This is a genomic window from Natronococcus sp. JC468 (assembly GCF_012163165.1).
Lineage (GTDB): Archaea > Halobacteriota > Halobacteria > Halobacteriales > Natrialbaceae > Natronococcus > Natronococcus jeotgali.
Genome location: NZ_JAAVUO010000013.1, coordinates 46,666 through 69,088, shown reverse-complemented (window position 1 = coordinate 69,088; position 22,423 = coordinate 46,666). Strand labels below are relative to the sequence as shown.

16 protein-coding genes and 3 pseudogenes are annotated in these 22,423 nt (G+C 51.3%); 9 read left to right on the top strand and 10 right to left on the bottom strand.

Translation table 11 applies throughout. The annotated features are described in order from the left end of the window. Window positions 1-456 precede the first annotated feature (456 nt). Window positions 457-621: pseudogene (locus GWG54_RS21355) on the bottom strand (ABC transporter permease); the annotation flags it as partial. A gap of 489 nt (window positions 622-1,110) precedes the next feature. Continuing rightward, window positions 1,111-2,265, bottom strand: a complete 1,155-nt coding sequence (locus GWG54_RS09935; RefSeq protein WP_167937613.1) for an XdhC family protein — start codon at window positions 2,263-2,265, stop codon at window positions 1,111-1,113. Between the two features lie 65 nt (window positions 2,266-2,330). Between GWG54_RS09935 and GWG54_RS09930 the strand changes: the two genes are divergently transcribed. Both GWG54_RS09930 and GWG54_RS09925 read left to right on the top strand, forming a co-directional pair. Then, a complete protein-coding gene (locus GWG54_RS09930) occupies window positions 2,331-2,882 on the top strand; it encodes a (2Fe-2S)-binding protein (RefSeq protein WP_394352923.1) in 552 nt (183 codons plus the stop codon). Further along, window positions 2,875-5,316 (top strand): xanthine dehydrogenase family protein molybdopterin-binding subunit, encoded by a 2,442-nt coding sequence (locus tag GWG54_RS09925; protein ID WP_167937611.1) that lies wholly within the window; start codon window positions 2,875-2,877, stop codon window positions 5,314-5,316. Before GWG54_RS09930 ends, GWG54_RS09925 begins: the two co-directional genes overlap by 8 nt. A 272-nt stretch (window positions 5,317-5,588) precedes the next feature. Here GWG54_RS09925 and ade read toward each other — a convergent pair whose 3' ends face one another. The 4 genes from ade to GWG54_RS09900 all read right to left on the bottom strand — a co-directional run bounded on the left by ade (window position 5,589) and on the right by GWG54_RS09900 (window position 11,725). Further along, a complete protein-coding gene (gene ade, locus GWG54_RS09915) occupies window positions 5,589-7,256 on the bottom strand; it encodes an adenine deaminase (protein ID WP_167937610.1) in 1,668 nt (555 codons plus the stop codon). A 108-nt stretch (window positions 7,257-7,364) separates the two neighbouring features. After that, a complete protein-coding gene (locus GWG54_RS09910; RefSeq protein ID WP_167937609.1) occupies window positions 7,365-8,753 on the bottom strand; it encodes a uracil-xanthine permease family protein in 1,389 nt (462 codons plus the stop codon). Between the two features lie 173 nt (window positions 8,754-8,926). Then, window positions 8,927-10,333, bottom strand: a complete 1,407-nt coding sequence (locus GWG54_RS09905) for an NCS2 family permease (protein ID WP_167937608.1) — start codon at window positions 10,331-10,333, stop codon at window positions 8,927-8,929. Window positions 10,334-10,906: 573 nt separating this feature from the next. Next, on the bottom strand, window positions 10,907-11,725 hold the full coding sequence (locus GWG54_RS09900; protein ID WP_167937607.1) for an IclR family transcriptional regulator: 819 nt from the start codon (window positions 11,723-11,725) through the stop codon (window positions 10,907-10,909). Between the two features lie 156 nt (window positions 11,726-11,881). Between GWG54_RS09900 and GWG54_RS09895 the strand changes: the two genes are divergently transcribed. Next, the gene (locus GWG54_RS09895) at window positions 11,882-13,285 is read left to right on the top strand and encodes a dihydroorotase family protein (protein WP_209438377.1); all 1,404 of its coding nucleotides are present in this window, start codon (window positions 11,882-11,884) and stop codon (window positions 13,283-13,285) included. Window positions 13,286-13,436: 151 nt separating this feature from the next. Further along, window positions 13,437-13,856 (top strand): DUF3830 family protein, encoded by a 420-nt coding sequence (locus tag GWG54_RS09890; protein WP_167937606.1) that lies wholly within the window; start codon window positions 13,437-13,439, stop codon window positions 13,854-13,856. 52 nt (window positions 13,857-13,908) lie between these two features. Here the strand turns inward: GWG54_RS09890 and GWG54_RS09885 are convergent, their stop codons facing one another. Continuing rightward, entirely contained in the window at window positions 13,909-15,177 is a 1,269-nt protein-coding gene (locus GWG54_RS09885; protein ID WP_167937605.1) for a M20 family metallo-hydrolase, read from the bottom strand. A gap of 251 nt (window positions 15,178-15,428) precedes the next feature. Between GWG54_RS09885 and uraD the strand changes: the two genes are divergently transcribed. The 4 genes from uraD (at window position 15,429) to GWG54_RS21350 (ending at window position 18,467) form a co-directional block, all read left to right on the top strand. Then, window positions 15,429-15,950, top strand: coding sequence for a 2-oxo-4-hydroxy-4-carboxy-5-ureidoimidazoline decarboxylase (gene uraD, locus GWG54_RS09880; protein WP_167937604.1), 522 nt, complete (start codon window positions 15,429-15,431; stop codon window positions 15,948-15,950). 55 nt (window positions 15,951-16,005) lie between these two features. Beyond that, window positions 16,006-16,980 carry a factor-independent urate hydroxylase gene (gene pucL, locus GWG54_RS09875; RefSeq protein ID WP_167937603.1) on the top strand — a complete coding sequence of 325 codons (975 nt, stop codon included), beginning with the start codon at window positions 16,006-16,008 and terminating at the stop codon, window positions 16,978-16,980. Next, a complete protein-coding gene (gene uraH, locus GWG54_RS09870) occupies window positions 16,977-17,327 on the top strand; it encodes a hydroxyisourate hydrolase (protein ID WP_167937602.1) in 351 nt (116 codons plus the stop codon). The genes pucL and uraH overlap by 4 nt, the downstream gene beginning before the upstream one ends. 139 nt (window positions 17,328-17,466) lie before the next feature. Beyond that, a protein-coding gene (locus tag GWG54_RS21350) for an IS630 family transposase (RefSeq protein WP_167937601.1) occupies window positions 17,467-18,467 on the top strand; the annotation gives its coding sequence in 2 pieces (ribosomal slippage) (window positions 17,467-17,959 and window positions 17,959-18,467; 1,002 coding nt in all). Between the two features lie 122 nt (window positions 18,468-18,589). On the opposite strand, the gene GWG54_RS09860 is transcribed toward GWG54_RS21350, so the two are convergent. Next, window positions 18,590-19,228, bottom strand: a complete 639-nt coding sequence (locus GWG54_RS09860; RefSeq protein ID WP_167937600.1) for an NTP transferase domain-containing protein — start codon at window positions 19,226-19,228, stop codon at window positions 18,590-18,592. 359 nt (window positions 19,229-19,587) lie between these two features. Between GWG54_RS09860 and GWG54_RS21345 the strand changes: the two are divergent. Beyond that, window positions 19,588-20,034 (top strand): annotated as a pseudogene (locus GWG54_RS21345) (cytochrome P450); the annotation flags it as partial. Window positions 20,035-20,087: 53 nt separating this feature from the next. Here GWG54_RS21345 and GWG54_RS09855 read toward each other — a convergent pair. Further along, a pseudogene (locus tag GWG54_RS09855) lies at window positions 20,088-20,721 on the bottom strand (IS6 family transposase). Between the two features lie 667 nt (window positions 20,722-21,388). Next, window positions 21,389-22,348 carry a Gfo/Idh/MocA family protein gene (locus tag GWG54_RS09850; RefSeq protein WP_167937599.1) on the bottom strand — a complete coding sequence of 320 codons (960 nt, stop codon included), beginning with the start codon at window positions 22,346-22,348 and terminating at the stop codon, window positions 21,389-21,391. Window positions 22,349-22,423: the final 75 nt, after the last annotated feature.

The following is a 22,423-nucleotide window of genomic DNA, read 5'->3' as shown; positions in this document are numbered from 1 at the left end:
CTGGTCAATTGCTATCGTTATTGTCACCAAATCTTACTATACAAGGAACATCGACTACTGGCTACTCGAGCAGTCGAACACCCTCACTCGGAGTGTATTCATATCTCCCGGCGGTCGTGACAGCCTGGTCTCGCAATTCTACTCGCCTCCGAGTGATGTTCCCGAACTCGTAGCTCAACCGACTCAGCGACATGACGAGTATATAGTCCTCAAATGCTGGCGCCTGCCTCACCCAATGGTAGCCGCGACTTCAAATATAAACCTATGACCCCATAGCAGTAGTCTACCCTCCCGAACTGAGAATCAGGAGAGAACAACTTCCCGTCATAGATCCACATTATGGCCAGAAGCACTTAAAGAGCAGATTGAATATAGCCAACAGAGAGAGGACAGATCAAGACTCACGATTGCTCTTGAGCACAGCAACGTGAAACTCGAACCAGACTCTCTCGACTGCTAGAGACTATATATCATATCCTCATCGCTAAGTCGCCCTTCAATAAATCCAAACAGCGAATCAAGACCGATAGCCAGTAACGCGCCAGGAATGGCGCCGGCAAGCAGCTGAGGGATATTGAAGAGCGAAATTCCACTAATGACCCAGACACCAATACCCCCTCCTCAACTAGTTCAGTGATGCAGACTTGTCTTCGCTGACGTCTGATATGCTGTTGAAGCAAGAGTGTTCCTACGAACAACTCTAAGTAAATCTACACCTCGTAAAAAGGTTGTAGCACCACCAGCAATCGTCATACATTGATAGGATGCACCGACTTTTGGCAACTTCTAGCGAACACGAAAGGAATGAGCAAGTAAGTACTGTAGACGCTCTATTCACTGTTGACGCATGTCTCGAGCGCTGGACTGGCTGTACTGGATAGAGGGAATAACACCTTGATCCACGAGTGAGGACGTGCCCTCGTGTCTACGACCTGCTCGCTTCTCAAACTGGCCTATAGATACCACCGTCTTGCCCGGGTTGTCCCTGGTAGATCGTCTTCTCGAGGCCGTACGGATCGGGATACACCGATTTTCCGTAGCTTTGCGTAAGAGCGACCCCTCAAGTGCAACCGGGCAGAGAATTGGCTACATGTTTATTGCCTTCCCGGCCTACTGTGACGTGACCGACTGCCGGTCGTGAATAGGTCCTGCTTGATCTACGAGTCGCCTACCGTTGCGACCGTTACTAACCGCGATGATTTCCGAAACAACACTCAAGGCGATTTCGACTGGTGCATCGCTACCCAGATCTAGCCCGACCGGAGTCGCGATCCGTTCGTGATCACGTTTCGAGAGTTCGACACCCTCTTCTTCTAGATCTGATTGAAGCTGTTCAAATCGTTTTCGGGGCCCCATCAACCCAATGTACGGGGCTTCTGTATCAAGTGCTGCCTCGAGTGCGAGTCTATCGTCGACAAAGTTGTGGGACATAATGAGAACGGATGTCCGCCCATCGATTCCGGCATCGGATAGGTTGGATGGATGGACTGCTAAGACGCGATCTGCAGTCGGGAACATTTCGTCATCAGCACGTCCGCCACGAGCAGTCACGACTGTAACTTCAAGCCCGACCCGCGCTGCGAAGCGGACAACGGGGTGAACATCCGGCTGGCTACCGAATACGACCAGTCTTTGAGAGGGTTCGATACCGTCAACAACGAGTACTATTTCTCCCGCCTCAATTGACACAGAGATGCGGTCAGTACTCCCTTCAGTTGCACACGTCCGTGCATCCGCTTCAATATCTGCGATAACCGAGTTAGGAAGGGGCGTTCGCTCACGAATGCGACGATCATTAGCTCTTGATCCCCGTTCGTTGATAACCGCTCTAGCTCCGACGGGAATCGAAGGATCGTCGCTCTCGATTGCGGTTACGAGACTACATGCCTCGCGGTTCGCGCGTGCGTCAACCACCTGCTGCCACGAGTCATCGACAGGTTCGATAAGAACGTCGATGACACCATTACAGCCGAGACCGAGCCCCCAGGTATCGTCGTTTGTAAGATCGTATGTGACGATAGTCGAGGACCCGGACTCGAGAACCGTATTTGCATCCTTCTGTAGTGGACCATGGAGACAACCAGCAGTGATTCCACCATAGGATGTTCCATCAGATTCAATCACCATTTTGGCACCGGGTCGTCGATAAGCCGTCCCCTCGACATCGACGATCGTTGCGACCACAAATTGAGAGTTGGCTGCAAGAGCTTGCTCAATTTGCTGGTAGACCTCGGATGTAGTGGTACTCCATGAATCTGCCGCCATATGCATAGATTGACTATTCGACCGACACATATATGGTTGTCGTTAGTCATTGTCATACTATGCCTATAGAGATAGATATTACGTTAAATGGGGCTGAACGTACGTTCGAAGCTGAACGGTCGGATTCGCTCCTTGATGTTCTTCGTCGAAATGGCTACACTGGCGCGAAACGTGGCTGTGATACGGGAGACTGCGGTTTCTGTACTGTGTCTGTTGATGGGGAACCAGAGCGCTCCTGTATCAGACCGATCACCACAATGGATGGAGCAGAGATCGAGACCATCGAGGGACTCGGTACTCAGGATGACCTCCACCCAATTCAGGCAGCGTTCGTCGACAATGCCGCCCTCCAGTGTGGATTCTGTATCCCCGGGATGATCATGCAGTCACGAAGTTTGCTTCAGGACAATCCCGATCCTACTGAAGCCGAGATCCGCAAGGGACTCTCAGAGAACCTTTGTCGGTGCACCGGCTATGAGAAGATCATCGATGCCGTACAAGACGCGGCTGAACGGATGAGTAGCGATCAGACCATTGCTACTGACGGTGGCGACTCGACTCACGAAATAATGGCGTGTTCAAACCAGAAGTGCAGCAGGGGTGAGAACGATGAGTAAACCTGATGAGCCACAAAGTGATGAGACTCACCAGCAATCGACCTCCGTCGAGGACGAACACCCCCTCGAGTGGGACGAGAGTCCGAACAATCGCAAGTCTAAGAGCGAGCGACAGGCCATCTCCAAGCGCGAAGAGAAAAACGACGCTCGAAAAATAGTCACGGGTGAGTCGAAATACACTGCCGATTACGCGCTAAATTTCCCGGATTTAGCTGAGGCGGCGGTCCTACGGTCAGATATTGCACACGGATACGTAACCGAGATCGATACGAGTGCCGCTGAAGCAATGGAGGGAGTCCATGCAGTCATCACGCCAGATTCCGACGAGGTACCTGACACGATGTATACCTCTGCCGGACAGTCGTATCCCGAACCAAGCCCATGGGACCTGACCGTTCTCCGGCGAAAAGTGCGCTATGTAGGCGATCCAATTGCTGCTGTAGCAGCTACAGATGGCCAGACAGCTGACAAGGCTATCAGAGCGATTGATGTCACGTACGAAGAGCTAGACGCCGTTCTTGATCCAGAAGAGGCAATGGAGCCTGATGCACCACAGATACACGATCCCGATCAAGTAGAAAACGTTCAGCCGGGTGCGGATTACGAACGGAATATCGAAGCGCAGACCGAAGGCGAAATCGGCGATGTGGACGCAACATTCGAGGAGGCAACGACCAGAGACGACTGGATTGTTACTGAGACCGAGTGGAAGACACCGTACCAATCCCACTGTGTCCCCGAACCACATACGACTATTGCACATCGCGACGAGGACAATCGCTTTCACCTCATCACGAGTACGCAGGTTCCGTACCATACACGACGGCAACTCGCACATCTGTTCGATGTTCCGATCAGAGATATTCGGGTGACGAAACCGAGAATCGGTGCCGGATTTGGCGCCAAACAGTCGATGCTGCTCGAACCAATTACGGTGGCGCTGATGCTGGCTGCGGATCGCCCTGTGAAACTAGAGACGACGCGCCGCGAGCAGTTCTATGCCATGCGGTTCCGACGCTCTGCTCGAGTCCGAATGCGAAGCGTCGTTACCCAGGAAGGGGAGATCAAGGCACTCGATATGTCGGCGGTTACGAACTCGGGCGCATACGGACCCCATGGATTGACAGTAACTAGTTCTATTGCGACGAAACCGCTGCCGCTGTACACACATACACCGAATATTCGGTTTGAGATGAAAGCAGTCCATACTAATCTCCCGATCGGGGGCGCAATCCGCGGCTATGGAGCCCCGCAAGGGCACTTTGCGCTTGAGGGCCACATGGACGAAGTCGCCAACAAACTAGGGCTTGATCCCATCGACCTTCGGTCGCGGAATCTCATCGGTAACGGTGATCTGGATACTGCATCGGGTGTCACGACGGATGGTGAGCATGTCCGTCGGATTCGCTCGTGTGGTATTGATGAGTGCATCGAACGCGGGAAAGACGCTATTGGCTGGGAAGAGATCGAGCAGCCCGAAGAGGAGCATCTTCACCGGGCCTGTGGTGTTGCTCTCACCGCTCAAAAAAGCGGTGTCGCGGGCGACGAACTTGGTGCTGCACATATCAAAATGAACGAGGACGGATCGTTCATCCTTCAAACAGGCGCTGTCGATATCGGGCCCGGTGCGGACACTGCAATGGCACAGATCGCTGCAGAAGTTCTCGGTGTTTCACCTGAGGATGTTCTCGTTCAACCCTCGGATACGGATATCTCACCGTTCGATTACGGAGCATATGCATCCTCAACAACGTACGTTACCGGAAGTGCAGTGAAAAAAGCAGCCGAGGATGCACGAACCCACTTATTTGAGTTCGCCTCACAGATGCTCGATGAACCAGTAGAGATCCTCGAAGCCCGTGATGGAGCTGTCCATTCGAAACAGACTGGCGACTCGGTCACGATAGAGGAGATCGGCTATGAGTCGATATACGGCGACAGAGTGCGCGAGCAAATAATGGGCCAGGCGAGCCACAGTACGGACGAGTCACCTCCCCCGTTTGGCGCACAGTTTGCCGACGTGACCGTCAACGAGCACACTGGTGAATTCGAGATCCATCGACTCGTGTACGCAGTCGACTGTGGCATCGCGATCAACCCAGACCTCGCAGAAGGACAGGTTGAGGGAGCAATGCATATGAGTTACGAGCTCGCAGTGTCAGCCGGTCTCTCGTTTGAAGACGATGGTACCCCGGAAACCCTGGGGTTCCGTGACTATGGGATGCCAACGACAGAGGATCAGCCTCCACTCGACTCAATTCTCGTCGAAACATACGAGCCAACGGGGCCATTTGGCGCAAAATCTGTCGCTGAGATCCCCGTTAACGGCGTTCCGCCAGCATTGAGTAATGCGATTCGCCGTGCTGTCGGCGTTAGGGTCAACGACTTGCCAATCACTGCTGAGAAGATCCAGGCAGAGATTGACAACGACTAGCTGACCCGGTACTCATACACCGTGTTGTTCGCTAAGTGGGGTATCGTCGCCGATCGTCCCGTATTCATCGTCTTCGGTGATGAGCATCCCTCCTGTCCAGAATTCAGTGCCGCTCGCCCGAGTTCGTAGGCGGTTCGCCACCGTTCGCTATCGAACAGGCCGCCGGTGAGCAGGAAGCGACATGATTTATATCCATGTTATTGGGGGGTGTAATAAAAATCAATATTTCACAATGTATGGGTGGCGGGGTTATAGGTTGTTCGTCACCCGTGCTAATCGACGATAACATCGACGTGCTTCCAGCGTTCGACGTCAACCAATCCCCGGTTTGTGAGGCGGTACTCGGGAATGACTTCAAGCGCAAGAAATGAGAGCGTCATCAGGCCATGACGATCGAGACCGAGGTCTTCTGCCCGGACGATGACCTCCTTAAACCGTTCGCAAACGGTTGACAGCGGGTCGTCGGACATCAACCCGGCGACCGGAAGCGGCAACGCTGTGATCTCTTGTCCGTTCCGCTGTGGGTCATAGACAGCGATGCCGCCATCGATTTCACGAAGGTGATTCCCGATTCGGGCCATCGTGTCGTACGTCGTCCCCGCGACAACGCAGTTGTGCGCGTCGTGAGCGACCGTCGAACCGATCGCTCCGCGCTCGAGACCGAGACCTCGAACAAAACCACATCCGATACCGGCGTTCTGACCATGTCGTTCGATCACCGCGAGGGGAAGCACATCGTCGTCGAGCACCGGTTCGATTCGCCCCTCAACGACGGGGAGAGTCGCCTCTGTACGCTCTGTTTGAATACCATCTGCAATCGCGAGGGTACGAACCGTGACTTGCTCCGTTTCTACCGGCAAAGTGAGCGCGAAATCCGCTCCTGAAACGGGCTCGAAATGGACGGTTTCTGATGATAGAGCGGTTGACGAAGGGGAGTAAACGGAACTCGTCGGATCAATCTGTCCGTCGATGAGGACACGGTCGACGTCCCACGATTCGAGGTCGTTGAGCAGGACAAGGTCGGCAGGTGCGCCAGGCTCGATCCGTCCGTACGGAAAGTCGTAGCACTCCGCCGTGTTTAGCGTCGCCATCTGAACGGCCTCAATTGGATCGACTCCTTCTTCGATCGCCTTTCGCACCGCAAAGTCAACGCCGCCGTTTTCGACCAGGTCGACGACGTCCCGATCGTCCGAACACAGCGAAAGTCGACGCGTTGGGACCTCGTCAACGATTCCGACGAGATCTGCGAGATTTTTCGATGACGATCCTTCGCGAAGGTACACGCGGAAACCGAGATCGACTTTCTCTCGTGCCTCGGCCTCGGATATACACTCGTGATCGTTGTCGAGGTACCGCGCTGCCTCATGTAGATCCGAGCCGCTGGCTCGCGGAAGGTGACCGTCGACGGTGAGCCCCCGTTCGCGAGCGGCGCGTATCTTCGCGTGCAGATCCGGGTCGTTTTCGACGAGCGCGGAGAGGTCCATCACTTCGCCGAGCGCAACAACATGTTCGTGCTTGAGCAACGACTCGACATCGTCGGCATCGAGTGTCGCCCCACCGTCTTGTAAATTCGAGGCTGGAACGCTCGATGGGACGCTAAACCGCACTTTCAATGGCGTTTTCGTCGCATCCTCGAAGACGGCACGGACGCCGTCTGCCCCGAGAACGTTCGCGATCTCGTGGGGGTCGTGGACGATACTGGTCACGCCGCGCGGTATCATCGCTTCTCCGTACTGGGGAATCGTGACCATGCTCGACTCGACGTGCTTGTGTGCGTCGATCAACCCCGGTGCGATGTATTCGGCTTCGAACGTTTGTTCTGCCGGCCGTTCCTCGAGCGCGACTATTTCACCATCATCGATAGCGATTGTCCCCTCTTGAAGTGCGCCAGCGTTGACGTTGACGATCGTTCCCTGAACGAGTGTGTCTACCCGGCTCATGGTATTACACGTCGGTTGGACGTTTGTCTGGCGATCGCATCATTGAATAGACCGTTCGCCCCGTTCTGGACGAGCCCAGTTCGGCTCGAAGAGACGGACGATCCACAGTCAATCGTCCTCCTGCATAGCAGCGGGATCGTGCGGTGAGGGATCATCGCCAGTGACTGGTTCCTCCAGCCCGGATTCGAATTCGTCGTCTGGTCGCGAAACAAAGGTATTGAGCAAGACTGCAGAAAATGCAGTCATGATCACCGCATTTCCGAAGAAAATCTCGGCGCTTCCCGGCAATGCCCCGAGCGCTTCGGGACGGACTTCAACGCCGAGTCCGAGTCCGATCGAAACGGCGATGATGACCATGTTGCGACGGTTCATCTGTTCGTTGAGAAAAATGAGACGAAGACCGCTCGCCATCACCATACCGAACATGATGAGTACGGCACCACCGAGTACCGAGTCCGGGATCGTCGCAACGATCGCACTGATCTTGGGAATGAAGCCGAGGACGAGAAGAATACCGCCCCCGATACCGACTACGTATCGACTCATCACGCCGGTAAAGTTGATTATCCCGACGTTTTGAGAGAACGTTGTCAGCGGAAACGCACCAAAGATCCCACCGAGTGAACTGCCAAATCCGTCGACGAACAGTCCGCCGCGAATCTCGCGTTCTTTCGGATTTCTCCCTTCAGCGGCCGTGATACCGGACATATCACCGATTGACTCGATCGCCGCCGTGATAAAGAGTGCTGTAAATGTGAGGATTGCTACCGGTTCGAACGCGAATCCGAACCGACCGGGAACTGGAAGCGCGAACCAGTTCGTCTCCGCGACGGGAGTGAAGTCTACGATACCGATTGCAATGGCGGCCAAATAGCCGACGGCAATTCCGACGAGTATACTGAGAACTCGCCAAGCGCCCTTCATAAAGAGGTTCATTCCGACAGTGATCCCGAGAACGAGCATCGCGAGTCCGAGATGGTAAAGCGCACCGTAATCGGGGGCTTCGGCGCCGCCGGCCGCGTAGTCAATTCCGACGGGGATCAAATACAGACCGATGATCATCACGATGAGGCCAGTGACAAGCGGCGGGAAAAACCGTTTGACACGGCTGAACTGCCACGCAATGACAACCTCTACCAGAGATGCGACGACAATTGCCCCGAACACCGCATCGAGACCATACTGCCCGCCGATAGCGATTGCTGCTCCAACGAACGCGAAGCTCGAGCCCATAACGATCGGGAGTCGCGCGCCGACCGGTCCGATTGGAAACACCTGTACGAGCGTCGCGAGGCCTGAGAAGATCAGGACCATCTGAATGAGATAGGTTGTGTCCGCTGCGCCGAGCCCGATTGCTCCCGAGACGATGATCGCGACCGCGATCGTCGGAACAAACATCGCCGAAACGTGTTGCAGTCCTAAGAAGAAGGACTTGAGGGCCGGTGGTTTCTCTTCCAGCTCGTACGCCAGTTCGATGGACCCATCATTGGGTGACATGAGATAACATGCGACAAATATACATGCACCGTCATAAAGTCTTGGTAGGGATGATACTGACAACTCTTTTTGGTATTTAGATACAATCAGCTGTCTCTTAGATGTACCTTTCCTAAATAATTCACAGCTATGTACAAACAGCGGATAGAAGATGACGATGAAGATGGATACGATTACGTGCTTGATATGATCCCGCCAGCGGAAATATAGTAATAAAGGATAAATGCAGCGGTCAGAACCCACTGTCCGGGATGAACATCTTCTCCCTCACCCATAGCAGTCTTGATCGGCGGATAGCTAATGATACCGGCTGCGAGTCCATCTGCGATGGAAGCCGTAAGCGGCATAACGGTGATCGTGAGTCCGCCCGAGATGAGCCACGCAGGGTGTTCCCAGTTGAGGTCGGTCACACCCTGTAGCATGATAATGCCAACGACTACCAACGCCAGATACGACGCGTATTGCGGGATTGCAGCGATTAGTGGAACAGCTGCCAACGAGAGCAAGAAGAACACGCCGACCGTAAGCGCGGTCATACCGGTTCGACCCCCCTCCTCGATTCCGGTCGAGCTCTCGATGTATGTCGTGACTGTCGAGGTGCCGATTATCGCACCGAATGTGGTACCGACCGCGTCTGCCATCAGCGGTTTTTCCATCTCTGGTAGGTCGCCTTCCTCGTCGAGGAAACCACCGAACTGCGAGACGCCGATGAGCGTGCCTGCAGTATCGAAGAAATCTACGAAGAAGAAGGTGAACACAACCAGTACAAACGTTGCCGGATCAATCTGGTGGAACCCCTCGAGGAATGCTCCGGCCAGCGGCGTGATATCATACTGTGGAGCTGCAAGTTGGGCCGGTGCAAGAACGCCGCGTTCAACGATGCCAGCGAGCGTAAGCGCCCAGCCTGCAATCGCCGTTGTGATGATGCCGATGATAATTGCACCAGTGATGCCGCGAGCGTACAGGATAAATGTAAACATCAGACCCCCAAGTGCGACGAGCGCCACGGGATCGGTCGCGACATCGTTTAACTGAACTAACGTCGCGTCGTATGCCACGATGACGTTCATTTCGATCAAACCCAGCAAAAGCAAGAACAATCCAATCCCTGCGCCGACAGCGAACTTGACTGGTGCCGGAAACAGTTCGATAATATAGCGTCTCGCGCCGAAGCACGTCAGTGCCATGAAAATTATCCCTTCGACGAACACCGCAGCGAGTGCGGTTTCCCATGGAACACCCAGTAGTATCACAACGGTGAACGCGAAGTACGCGTTCAACCCCATTCCGGGCGCTAATCCGAAGGGACGATTCGCGTGAAATGCCATCACGAGAGTGCCGACGACAGCCGCCAGAATAGTCGCGATCGCAATCATTTGGAACACCTCTTGATCGGTGTAACCCTCGATCTCGATTGCTTCCGAAAGAATTGCAGGGTTGACGAGAATGATGTACGACATCGTGAGGAACGTCGTTGCGCCTGCGATTACCTCCGTTCTCAAATCCGTCTCATACTCTTCGAATTCGAAGTACTCCGCCAACCGCGATCCTGGATCGCGTGATTTCGACATGTGATGCATGTCATCTTATACCATCCTATATGTTTCCCTAACTCACCATTTTCGAGATGAAACACAGTGGTCGTCTACTGTCTGATAACACGTCGCAACTGATCTAGTACCTATGGAAAGTTCTGAAAACATTATCCACAACTTTTACCGTATTACGCTTCTGTGTTGGATTCTGCCTCCTGAGGGGTATACAATAGTCACAAACAACGATGGGTTGTCTGAGAAGCTTGCTCGAATTATAGCCCATCACAATCCTCAATAAAGAAATACAAGCAATCTTTAATGTTTATTAATGGTATAGGGGTATTGATAATGACAAGCTAGCGTTAAAGATGGGACGTAGACCATTTGTGTGTTCAATATATACAAACAAGAGCTATTATCCATATTAACACGACACATCCAATCGGTTCTCGGGATTGGCCAGCTCTGATATTACACCAGTATGGGTGTAATTTCTGAAAGCACGGAAAACAACTGTCCAGAACCGAGAGTTCCAAGATGTACACAAGCAAATACCAAACACTGGTAAACAATCCAACAACATTAATTTGTCCGCTGGTCGTTTCAAAGAGTCGGATGCTATGTCTCGTCCTTAACTATTTCGGAGCTTCTTCTATGCATATTGACGTTCACTTCGATAACGTTCGCTGCTTTTGTTACCAAATCAATGATTTTCTGGTACTCAGAATCCTCCCCAAACATGCTCTTGGGACCGGAGACACTCAGCGATCCTAGTACAGCTCCATCTCGGGATCTAATTGGAGTACCAATAGCTTGGAACCCCTCGATCTCTTCTTCGTTGTTCTGTGAGTATCCTTGCTCACGAATATCCGCCAGTTCTTCGAATAGATGGTCTTCGGAGGTAATCGTCTGCTCGGTGCGAGCGGGCAGGCCATAGCGATCAATAATTTCTTCCACTCGCTCTCGGGGAAGATATGCAAGGATTGCTTTCCCTGAAGCAGTAATATGAAGATAATCACGTTGTTGGAATTTAGCCATCTGATACTTGTAACCAACTGCTTGTTCTCCTTTCGATTTATACAAATTGTGCCCACGGCCGTTCTCCTCAACAACCAAGTGGGCGTACTGTCCTGTTTCTGTGGCTAAGTTGTCGACCTCGCTGTTCCCTATCGTATAGAGAAGGCTTTGATTCCGGACGTACTCCCCAAAAATCAGCATATCGTATGATAGTCGGTAGCAACCATTATCATGCCTAACGAGACCGCCCTTTTCAAGAGATTTGAGATAGGTATACGTCGTACTCTTCGACTCACCAAGATGATTAGCGAGCTCTGTAACACCTGCTCCATCCAGATGCATGAGAGCGCGTATGATATCGATTGCATTGAGTACGGTTGTTAATGTACGTGGATTAGACTTCGTGTTGTCAGTTGGCATAACACAGTATCCAAGGCAAACCCTCTTCAATATTTTGTCAGCGTTCAATATATACGAACGCTCTATTCGATGTCTGAGTACGACACACCTGATGGTCCAATCCGAACTGTCTAATCAGTGCAATCGATTATATACTTGTGTATAGAAAAACAGGTCATGACCATCGATACAGTAATTAGTGGAGGTACGCTTGTTACCAGCCGGAACACCCTTTCTAGCGATCTGGCGATAGATAATGGAACTATTGTAGGAATCGGCGACAAAGACTGTATGCCGGAATCCGAGGAAACTATCGACGCTTCGGGGCTTCTGGTGATGCCCGGTGTGATTGACCCGCATGTGCATATCGATGACCATGTTTCTCTCGACACGTACGAGACGGCCACCAGCGCTGCTGCGCTGGGCGGTGTCACGACGGTCATTGACTTCGCTTGGCAGTCGTATGTCAGTGAAGACAATCCCTGGGAGGAAGAAAAGACATTGCGGGAAGGCGTCACGCGCAAACGCGAAAAAGGGGAAAAAGCGTTTATCGATTTTGGATTACATGGTGGAATTCTCCGCGAAGATCCGGCTATATTTGACGAGCTAGCGAGCCTCGTTGAGTTAGGGATAACATCGTTCAAGATGTATACTACCTATGAATTTGGACTTTCGAACGGATTCATTCGCGAAATTTTTGAAGAACTCCAGAAAGTTGACGCAGTTGGTATCGCTCACACAGAAGACGATAGCGTCTGTGAATCGTTGACTGCCGAATTCCAAGCTGCAGACCGAGACGAACCGGTGTGGCTTCCAGCCGCTCGACCAGATTATGCGGAAGCCATGGCGGCAGACGATGTCGCCAGACTCGCACGGGAAACCGGAACCAAATACTATGGAGTTCACACTTCGTGCCGAAAGGCGGCAAACGCACTCGCGCAACATCAACATGATGGGAGCCTTATTCGAGGCGAAACTTGTACACATTACACGACCCTTACGAGGGATATTTATCAGGAATTAGGAAATCTTCCGAAGATTGCGCCACCGCTTCGTACCGGAAACGACAACGATGCGATGTTCGAATACCTCCGAAACGGGACACTGAGCGTTGTTTCAACTGATCACGTAGCGCAAACTCGTGAACGGAAAGAGGCGAGTGAGTGGTGGGAGGATCCATTCGGTGCAAATAGTCTCCAAGCGAGTCTACCTGTGTTTCATGACGAAGCAGTGAACAAACGCGGGTTCTCATACCCGTCCCTTGTTCGTCTGATGTGTACGAATCCGGCCCAGACGTTCGGGCTTCCAAAAAAAGGGACACTCGAGCCTGGAACCGACGCGGATATCGTGTTGTTCGATCCTGATGAAAAATATACGATCTCGGCTCAAGATAACGCTTCAGTTGCCGACTACACGATCTACGAGGATCGAGAAGTAAGCGGAAAAGTAAAGCGCACGTACCTTCGGGGCGAACTCATCGCGAGTGAAGGTGAGATTATCGGCAAGCCAGGTTACGGAGAGTTCGTTCGCCGCGAACGACCTACATGGGATGACGATTATACAACCGTGATCAGTAGCTGAAATCGGACGATGAACAGCCTCTCCTTGTGATACAGCGTTCGAGTGCTTTCTGCTGGAGATATACCTACTGAATGTAGGGATCACAATTGAGGGTCCGAAAGAGATAATTACGATGGTGTGAGAATGAGATACGGACACACAGTCAACAACCATGAATTCACTAGAACTTGAAATCGAAGAGCGGACGTTTACAGCGGAACTACACGAGGATGAAGCACCTGAATCAGTTGCTGCGATGCGGGAATTCCTTCCCCTGGAATCGGAACTGATGCACGTCCGTTGGAGCGGGCATGCGACATGGGTCAATATTGACGAGATTGAGCTTCCGGAGCTTCCACGGGAGAACCATACGGTGTACCCTTCCTACGGGGACATTCTACTGTACCCAGGATACAGGAACGAACAGGAAATATTGGTTCCATGCGGTTCAACCTGCTTCAAGAGTCCAGCAGGCGAACTCGCCGGTAACCATGTTGCGACGCTAGATGCAGAGCGGGAAGAACTCCGAGAAATGGAACAAGAGACACTCCGAACCGGGATGAAAGACGTAATTATTCGTCTGGAAGAGTAGACCACCGAAGAACTCACCACCAGTACACGCGGATTGTTTGGCTACCTGAGTCTCATTCAGCCGCCAGGTCATAGAGTGCTCCCGCAAGCAACCGCGTTGAAATGGCACAGTCACTCCAGTCGGTCCACTCCGCTGCGCTGTGCGAATATCCACCCTCCGAGGGGGCAAAAATGAGCCCGGCATCAGTTGCTTTCGCGATATGCATCGTATCGTGACCTGCACCGGAATGTAATTCTATAGTACTGATTTCTGCTCGTGTGGCTGCGCTGTGAAGCGCTTCAATACAGCGTTCGCTCATCGAGATAGGTTCGATATCGTACGGGCGGCTGAATGTCGTTTCAACGTCGCGCTCGTCCTCTAATCGATCTAGACACTGTCGAACACTCGAGACAATCCGTTCCATATACTCGCATTCGATATCCCGGATATCAACGCCGAGATGTACGGAGCCGGGGATAACATTGATCGAGCCTGGTTCAACATCAAACTGACCCACAGTCCCAACAGCTGTCTCACTGTGTGTCTTGACGATTTCGTTCGTTACTGACTCGATCTCGAGCGCCAGTTCGCTTGCTGCGGTCAATGCATCGATGCGAGATTCCATCGAAGTAGTTCCCGCGTGATTTGCCTCGCCGAGGATATCAATATGACAGCGGACAGTTCCGGTGATATGCGTCACTATACCAGCAGAAGCAGGGGCCTCTTCTAATCGAGTGCCCTGTTCAACGTGTAGTTCGAGCCATGAATTCCATTCGGTCGCGTCCAAGCGCTGTTCGCCCTTGAAGCCAATCTCCTCTAGCGCCTCACCCAACGTTACACCAGTGTTATCAGTAGTTGCAAGTGCATCTGCTACACTGCAGTCACCAATCGCTACTGAAGATCCAAGTACGCCATCAGAAAATCGTCCCCCCTCTTCTTCGGTAAACGCTACGACTTCGAGAGGAAGACTAGGAGATAGTTCAGCATCTTGCATGGCGCGAATCGCTTCAAGACCAGCGTATACGCCGAGTACACCATCAAACATCCCTCCATCAATGACCGAATCGAGATGGCTGCCAGTTGCGACTGAACGAGTGACTGGATCGACATTGTCCGGCACCCATCGACCGGTGATGTTGCCAACAGCATCGACGGAAACCTCCAGTCCCCGTTCCTCAAGTTTCTCTACAAAATATTCCCGTGCCTGTTTGTTGGCTTCTGTCCCAGTTAGAACTGTCCGACAATTACCTTCCTCGACAGGAACGAAGCCGAATTCGGCAGTTTGCATGATATCAGCCCGAAGTCTATCCTCGTCAATGTATTGATAGAGATGTTGATCCATTGTCTGTCTGTGGTATGGTAAATCACGCCTTCTTTTGAAGTTATCGGAAGAATAGATCCTTAAGAGCACTCAGAAACCACATCCATCTGTTCCACAAAAAATAGTACGAGCGGACCAAAGTGATACCACAGAATGCCATGACGGATAGTGATTAAGATAGGCTGGTAGAATGTAGGAATATTGTGCGTAGCTTCCAACGGATACTGCCCAAAGAAAGTTTTAAGTGAAGAGTAGTCTATATTTGAGATGCGATGACGAGACTCACGGTCGAAGATCTCAACCAAGCCGATAAAGGGCGATTTGTTGACATTCTTGGTGGCATATACGAAGAATCTCCCTGGGTAGCTGAGCGAGCCTGGTCGGAGCAGCCGTTTTCTTCTACCGAAGACTTACGGCAGACCATGGCGGATGCCGTTCGAAATTCATCACAGAAGAAGCAGCTAGACCTATTACGAGCCCACCCTGACCTCGGAGAACGTACTGAAATGACCGATGAGTCCGAAGAAGAACAAGCTTCTGCCGGACTTGATCAGCTGACTCTTGAACAGTACGAGAGGTTCCAACAACTGAATACAACCTACCGAGACAGATTTGGATTCTCGTTTATCATGGCGGTAAGAGAAGAATCAGTTGATACGATCCAGAACGCCATGGAAGAACGGATTGATCACTCTAAATCCGAGGAGTTCCAGACCGCCTTAGACGAAGTCAACATCATCGCAAAACTTCGACTCGAAGAGCTAGTAGCATCGAATGAGGAACAATACAGTTGAGAAGAACCAACCATTCGAATACAATGGCGAACACTGAGATATCGAGATACCACACATGAGCGATAGCAACGAAACCGATACCGACACTCGGAGTACTGACCGACGAACAATGAACTACGGGAAAGAAAAGGTTGCAGTCTACCGAACCTACGCCAATCCACTGGAAGGCGTTCGTACTATTCCGGAATCGTCTTTCGACGGGCGGGATAACATACTCTTCGGACTAGAAGTTCGTGTCCAGTTCGAGGGTGAGGAATTTCTGCCATCCTTCAGCGAAGCAGATAACAGCAAAGTAGTCGCGACAGACTCGATGAAGAACTTTGTCCTTCATCAGGCAGGAGAGTACGAGGGAGCGACAGCAGAGGGCTTCCTCCATTTCGTCGGAAAAGAATTTTTGGACACGTACTCACACGTTGAGGCAGTTAAAATGTCGGCGACTGAGTATCCGTTCGACGAGCGGCTCGTTCCCGGAGAGGACGGGTTTGAGCCAAGTGACCTCGTTTTCCGGGTCTCAGATGACGAATCGGCATTCGGAGAGATATACCTTGAACGGGATGACGACCGGATTGAGGTCAAAGAGCAGACAAGCGGCGTTACAGGGATCGAACTCATCAAAGTTAAAGATAACTCGTTCACGGGTTACGTCCAAGATGAGTATACAACGCTCCCAGAACGGGAAGATCGTGCGCTCTACATCTCACTCGATATTTTCTGGACCTACGACGAGCCGAAAGACGCGCTGGGGGAAGAACCACAGCGATATGTTCCAGCTGAGCAGGTTCGAGATATAGCTCAAGTAGTATTCCATGAGGTTGACTCAAACTCAATTCAAGATCTCATCTACCAGATCGGCCTTCGAGTCTTGGAGCGATATCCAGAACTCGAGTCCGTTAGTTTTGAGGCAAATAACCGAACGTGGATTGAGGTGCGTGATGACCTAGAAGGTGATGCAAGGGTATTCAGAGAACCACCCCGGCCAACTGGCTATCAACAATTCTCAATGGATCATAGCGACCTGAAGGAACAATGAGTGCAGAGTTGACTACACATGTCCTTGATACCAGCCGTGAAGGCCCTGCGTCCGGTGTCGACGTGACACTTCAACGATTAGACGATTCGGGAAATGCAGAAACAGTTAGCCAGGGAACAACCAATCATGACGGACGGCTCGATGAGCCACTCTTGACTGAAGATGAAATGGAAACCGGTACGTACCAACTCCTGTTCGAGGTCGGGGCTTACTATCGTCAATCGGAGTCGGAATCATCGTTCTTAGATACAGTCCCTGTTCGATTCATTATCGATGACGTCGATGAACATTACCATGTTCCACTTCTGTTGTCGCCAGGAGGTTACACAACTTACCGAGGAAGTTGATCGTCAGACGCTATACAAGGTCTAAAACAGATTCTTGTTGATTCTATATCTCGACCATGGTAAGTGACGTTTCAAGCTAAACAAGTCGAGACTATAGTAGTCGTTAGAACTTTCAGCTCGGAAGGTGTTGCCGTATGTAATGGACCATCTCGACGAAATTTCCGTCGAAGAACTTCAAGACGCCCTCAACAATGTTGAGGGAAACAAGCCGACACAGCGGTTGTTAGCCGCGATTGCGTACAAGAACGGCGTCACGCAGACCGAACTTGCCGAGTGGCACGATACCGGGCGAAGAACGATCTATAGCTGGCTGATACGACTTGATACGGACGAACCACTTGAGCAAGCCGTCTCTGATGCTCATCGATCCGGAAGAAAACGAAAGCTCTCAGAATCACAGCAAGAAGAATTCGAGCAAACCGTTCACGAACCGCCCGAGGAAGCCGGGATCGACGCACCGGCGTGGACGCCGGCGCTCGTTCAGGAGTTTCTCGAAGAAACCTACGGCGTCGAGTATTCTTATCCGAGTTGTCGGCGGTTGTTGAAAGAAGCTGGACTCAGCTATCAAAAACCGCGCCGTACAGCCGCCGAAGCTGGCGAAGACGATCAAGAAGCGTTCCGCGACGAGATCAAAAAAAGCGAGCGGAGATGGACGCCACAATAGTCTGCATCGACCAAACCAAGAAATCCGTGCAGGTCGAGCCGCGTGCCGCGTGGTACCCGCGCGGTACGCGGCCCTCCGTCGAATTCTCCGGGCAACGCGATTGGACGTGTTTGCTCGGCGCGATCACCGAAGACGGTGATCGCTTTTTCTCTCGATTCACCGAGTACGTCACGGCCGAGCACGCAAAACATTTCATTTTAGCATCATGCAAAGAATTTGAAGAAGACTTGATCATTGTCCTCGATGGAGCGCCGTATTTTCAGGCGTCGGCCGTCACGGACCTTGCGGACCATGACGACCTCGCCTTCGTGACGTTGCCGTCGTATTCGCCGGAGTTGAATCCTGTCGAGGAATGCTGGAGACAGCTTCAAGCGTCTCTTAGCAACCGCTTCTTTGATTCGCTTGACGAGCTGACGACAGCGATTGATACAGCTCTCGATCAACTCTCCACACCAAAAATGAGCAACTATTTCTAACTACTATAGATACATAGAGTACACCGTGCAATCATCCAATCAGTAGAGATATCGGAATGGAGTTTGAGACGTTGATACTAAGGATGAGAAATAGTATATACACTTATAATTAGTATGCTCTCCTATTTCAAATCATCAGAAGTGTTAATATCCTGAATGACACCCGGGTCTTCGGTTTCGACGAGAACAGCATCATTGCTTTCTAGAATAAAATGGCGAGCACCAGTGTCTCCAGAGACCGACGCTAGCGACTCAAGATATGATGTGTCAAAAAGAACTGGGTTGCCTCGGCGTCCCTGATAACCAGCTACGATGATTCCAGCAGCATCTGACTGATAAGTCGCTATAAGATGGTTGATTGTCGAGGAGGTAATAAACGGCATATCACCGAGAGAAATTAAAACAGCATCAATAGAGGTATGTTGACGGACAGCTCTAACCCCTGTTCTAATTGATGTTGCTTGGCCTTGCCCATATGCCTCATTAGTGATAGTCTGAACATCAAGATGGCCAATAGCATCTTGTACCCGATGGTGCTCATTTCCAGTAACCACGTATACTATGTCAACTTTCGATTCAATAAGATTTTGTATAGACTGTACAAGAACTGTCTTTCCATTGATCTCGGCAAGTAGTTTGTTTTCGTCACCAAACCGAGAACTAGTACCTGCAGCAAGTACTATTCCTGCGATAGTTGTTGAGCCGAGAGACTGTTGACAGTCGGGTGGCGAGACTATAGGAAGCGCAGTTCGGTCGGACATAGCGTATTACATTATTTGATTAGACGTCAGTGGTCATAAGACTGTACGCCGATCAGGAGTTGAGAGGGTAGTATTGGAAATCAAAACAGTGTAACTCTCGTCTGATCTCCTCCCATGACTGGAGTCGTGGGATTCCCGTTACGGACGGGGGACCCACGAGCGGAGACGTTCGCGGGTCCGCTCTATCCGTGTCCAAGAGCGACCCGTGTTCTGGGTCGGGTCAGTACGACCCCTGGTCGAGATAGCGGACTTCATCTCCTCTCTCAGGTACGTACCCTTTCCTCGACCTCGGCACGTAGTAGTACGTTTCGAGGTCGTTTCAAACTGACACGCTTCCTCCCACGAATGAACTCGTGGGCTTGAAGACGATGATCACGACGGATCCATCGGAACACAATCGGCTTCGGGGATTCGTCGACGAGTGTTTTCAACCGGGATCGATACGGGAGTACCAACCTAGCGTAGAGTGGGTAACTGAAAACTAACAGGTACAACGGGAACGGCAATAGTCTCAACAGGAGATGGGGCGGTATTTTATGAAGTTACTCGCAGAACGCCAAGGGGGTAGTGGCGATGATCATATCACACTTGCAGCGAACACGGAAGATCTGTCCAGAGAAGAAAATTGGATTCTGCGTGTTACTGCTCCTTGCTGGAAATATTACGATAACCAATCTTCTCACGAACGCGATCTAGTTGTTCAAAGAACAGGGAATTACGGAGGATATTCGTACAGATCACAAGCAAGCTCTCGAGAAGGTTCTTCGTACCGGTTACCAATCCAGTCATTGAAGCGTATTGCTCTCGAGGCATGCGCTGCGGGTAATGCACGACGTTGACCGCAGTCGGATTATCGTGTTTAGTTAAGCGAATTCCACCAGATGGCAAAGGATTGGAGCCACGTTTCGGAGGTCGTCGGCTCGACAGGACTAAAGCTATTGCTGAGCGAGGAAGTTCGATGTTTTGTCTCTATAAAAATACGTTCGATAGCATTTCGATTTCCGTGTTGAACGGAACGAAATCGGAGCTCTGCTCGTTGTAGTGCAATCGCTAGATGCTGGGCGTGATCAACGAGAACACGGCGTCAGCAACGTCATGTTTCTCACGAAACTCTCGAAGGAACTGTTATGCCAGTGCCGTCGTCCTAGTCGTAAAGAGTCATACGTGCAAGAATTCGTCGAATGAGGATTGACGGCCGCGTACAGCCAGAACTGCTGACCATTGATTCGGATCACCGTCTCGTCGAGCGCGGCATGATCCGGACTCACACCGCTGGCAGGCTGTAGATCGGCCTTCTGCACCCAGTCGTGAACAGCTTTTCGCGATCGATCGACATCGAAGTTCTAAATTTAATTGATAGTATTCGAAAGAGGTAATTAGCGGAGGTGGAGTCGAATACCCAGCTCTATCAGCTGACGCGGTGTCTGCTCTCGTTCCACAAAATCTAATTCGTTCCAGTCGCTACAACCACTGAGGCGGGTGATCTCTGCCATGAACCAACTGAAAATCATCCCACCTCATCCTTCAGCCTTAACTAAACACGACCTCGTTCGTTCTCCCAACATTCTTCTAAATCCCCGTCGTAGCTCTCGCTGGGCAGGTCTGTGAGCATTTGATCCAACAAATTTAATGACATGCTCACTTCTCAAATGGGCTCAGCTAGACAGTGCCTTTCGTTTAACTTTATCAAACATAGTTATAGGTAGAATTATTTGGAAAGTTATATATAACTAGCTAGTGTGATAGGAGCAGATGTTTACATGAGTACGCTCGTAATTTAACGAATCAGTTACTAGTATTGCGATCAGATTTTAACGGAATTCTATTCAATAGTGTCGATAGACGATCAAGGGAATCAAAGAAGAATTTATATACTTACTATATAGAATCTATTAAGATTCACAACAATTTGAATGCAATTTTCTGGTTCAGCCTGTTGATTGCTCACAGTACATCGACTATAGTTAACATTCTATAAAATATATTCGGGTAGTTATTGAAAAAGAATCTGCTCAAATATGGAGAAGCCCGACTCGAGTATTACCGCTGTTTAACATCACCAAACAAGTATGAGAAAGTAGAAAGGGCCTTTCGCTCTCAGAGAGTGGAATTCGTATAGGGAGGGCATCGAAACGAGAAGGCGACAATTCGCGTACGAACCTACGATAGCGAGACCGGTTCGCCGGTTTTGATCGCTTCGTTTGCGGCCAGCGTTAGCTCGAGCGTCTTCGCAGCGTCCGCGTAGTCGCTTTTGATGTACGATTCGTTCCGATCGGCGACAGCAGCCACGAACGCGTCTACCTCTCGACGAAGCGCCTCATTCGAGTCGTCGGACTCATACTCGAAATGCTCGTCGTCGACTGTTCCGGTAAGCGTTCTGTGAGTGAAATCGAGTTCGAGATAGAATCCGTCGCCGGCTAGTTCGAGTTTTCGACCGACCGGTGTTACGCAGTTCGTCGAGACGTGGCTGACTATATCGTTCTCATGTTTCATCGTGGTCGAGTTCACGTCCTCGAAATCAATTGATTCAACGCCAACGCGCGACCCACCAAATGCAGCTACTGTCCGGACATCGCCGCCGAAGTAACGAATTAAATCGAAGATATGTGTCGTTAGTTGGACATTGCTGCCGCCGGACTTTTCCTTCTGCCGGCCCCATTTGTGGGCAGGAACACCACCCCAGTATCGACCCTCGATGAGACTTATCGTTCGATCACTGATCAATTCTTCAGCGCGGTCGACCAGACTAGAGTATCGAGACAGGTATCCAGACTGGGAGATGACGCCGTGTTTTTCGATTACAGTGGAAACTTTTGTGGCTTTCTCAGTCGTCCGCGCAACCGGCTTCTCGATGAATAGATCGAGTTCTCGCCTAGCGGCGTCGATTGCCTGATTAGTATGCGCAAACGAGGGGATCGCCAAGACAACGGCGTCGAGCGATTCGTTTCGATAGAGTCTCTCGTGATCCGTATACACTGCCGCGTCATGCTGCTCCGCTGCTTCGCGAGCGGACTCCTCATCGAGATCGCAGATCGCGGCGATACGAACGTCATCGTGACGGTCAAACTGTTCGAGCAGGCGCTGGCCCATGGTTCCGGCGCCGATGCAGGCAATATCCATATAGCTATTAACTGGTTCGAATACTAATAAGAGTGTCAACCGGTGATATCTACCGACTGCAAATCGTGACGATAG

Bases quoted from the DNA above. Each gene is read 5' to 3' on its own strand.
- GWG54_RS09935 (WP_167937613.1), bottom strand. From the start codon at position 2,265: ATGGCGGCAGATTCATGGAGTACCACTACATCCGAGGTCTACCAGCAA.
- GWG54_RS09925 (WP_167937611.1), top strand. From the start codon at position 2,875: ATGAGTAAACCTGATGAGCCACAAAGTGATGAGACTCACCAGCAATCG.
- ade (WP_167937610.1), bottom strand. From the start codon at position 7,256: ATGAGCCGGGTAGACACACTCGTTCAGGGAACGATCGTCAACGTCAAC.
- GWG54_RS09910 (WP_167937609.1), bottom strand. From the start codon at position 8,753: ATGTCACCCAATGATGGGTCCATCGAACTGGCGTACGAGCTGGAAGAG.
- GWG54_RS09905 (WP_167937608.1), bottom strand. From the start codon at position 10,333: ATGCATCACATGTCGAAATCACGCGATCCAGGATCGCGGTTGGCGGAG.
- GWG54_RS09900 (WP_167937607.1), bottom strand. From the start codon at position 11,725: ATGCCAACTGACAACACGAAGTCTAATCCACGTACATTAACAACCGTA.
- GWG54_RS09895 (WP_209438377.1), top strand. From the start codon at position 11,882: ATGACCATCGATACAGTAATTAGTGGAGGTACGCTTGTTACCAGCCGG.
- GWG54_RS09890 (WP_167937606.1), top strand. From the start codon at position 13,437: ATGAATTCACTAGAACTTGAAATCGAAGAGCGGACGTTTACAGCGGAA.
- GWG54_RS09885 (WP_167937605.1), bottom strand. From the start codon at position 15,177: ATGGATCAACATCTCTATCAATACATTGACGAGGATAGACTTCGGGCT.
- uraD (WP_167937604.1), top strand. From the start codon at position 15,429: ATGACGAGACTCACGGTCGAAGATCTCAACCAAGCCGATAAAGGGCGA.
- pucL (WP_167937603.1), top strand. From the start codon at position 16,006: ATGAGCGATAGCAACGAAACCGATACCGACACTCGGAGTACTGACCGA.
- uraH (WP_167937602.1), top strand. From the start codon at position 16,977: ATGAGTGCAGAGTTGACTACACATGTCCTTGATACCAGCCGTGAAGGC.
- GWG54_RS09860 (WP_167937600.1), bottom strand. From the start codon at position 19,228: ATGTCCGACCGAACTGCGCTTCCTATAGTCTCGCCACCCGACTGTCAA.
- GWG54_RS09850 (WP_167937599.1), bottom strand. From the start codon at position 22,348: ATGGATATTGCCTGCATCGGCGCCGGAACCATGGGCCAGCGCCTGCTC.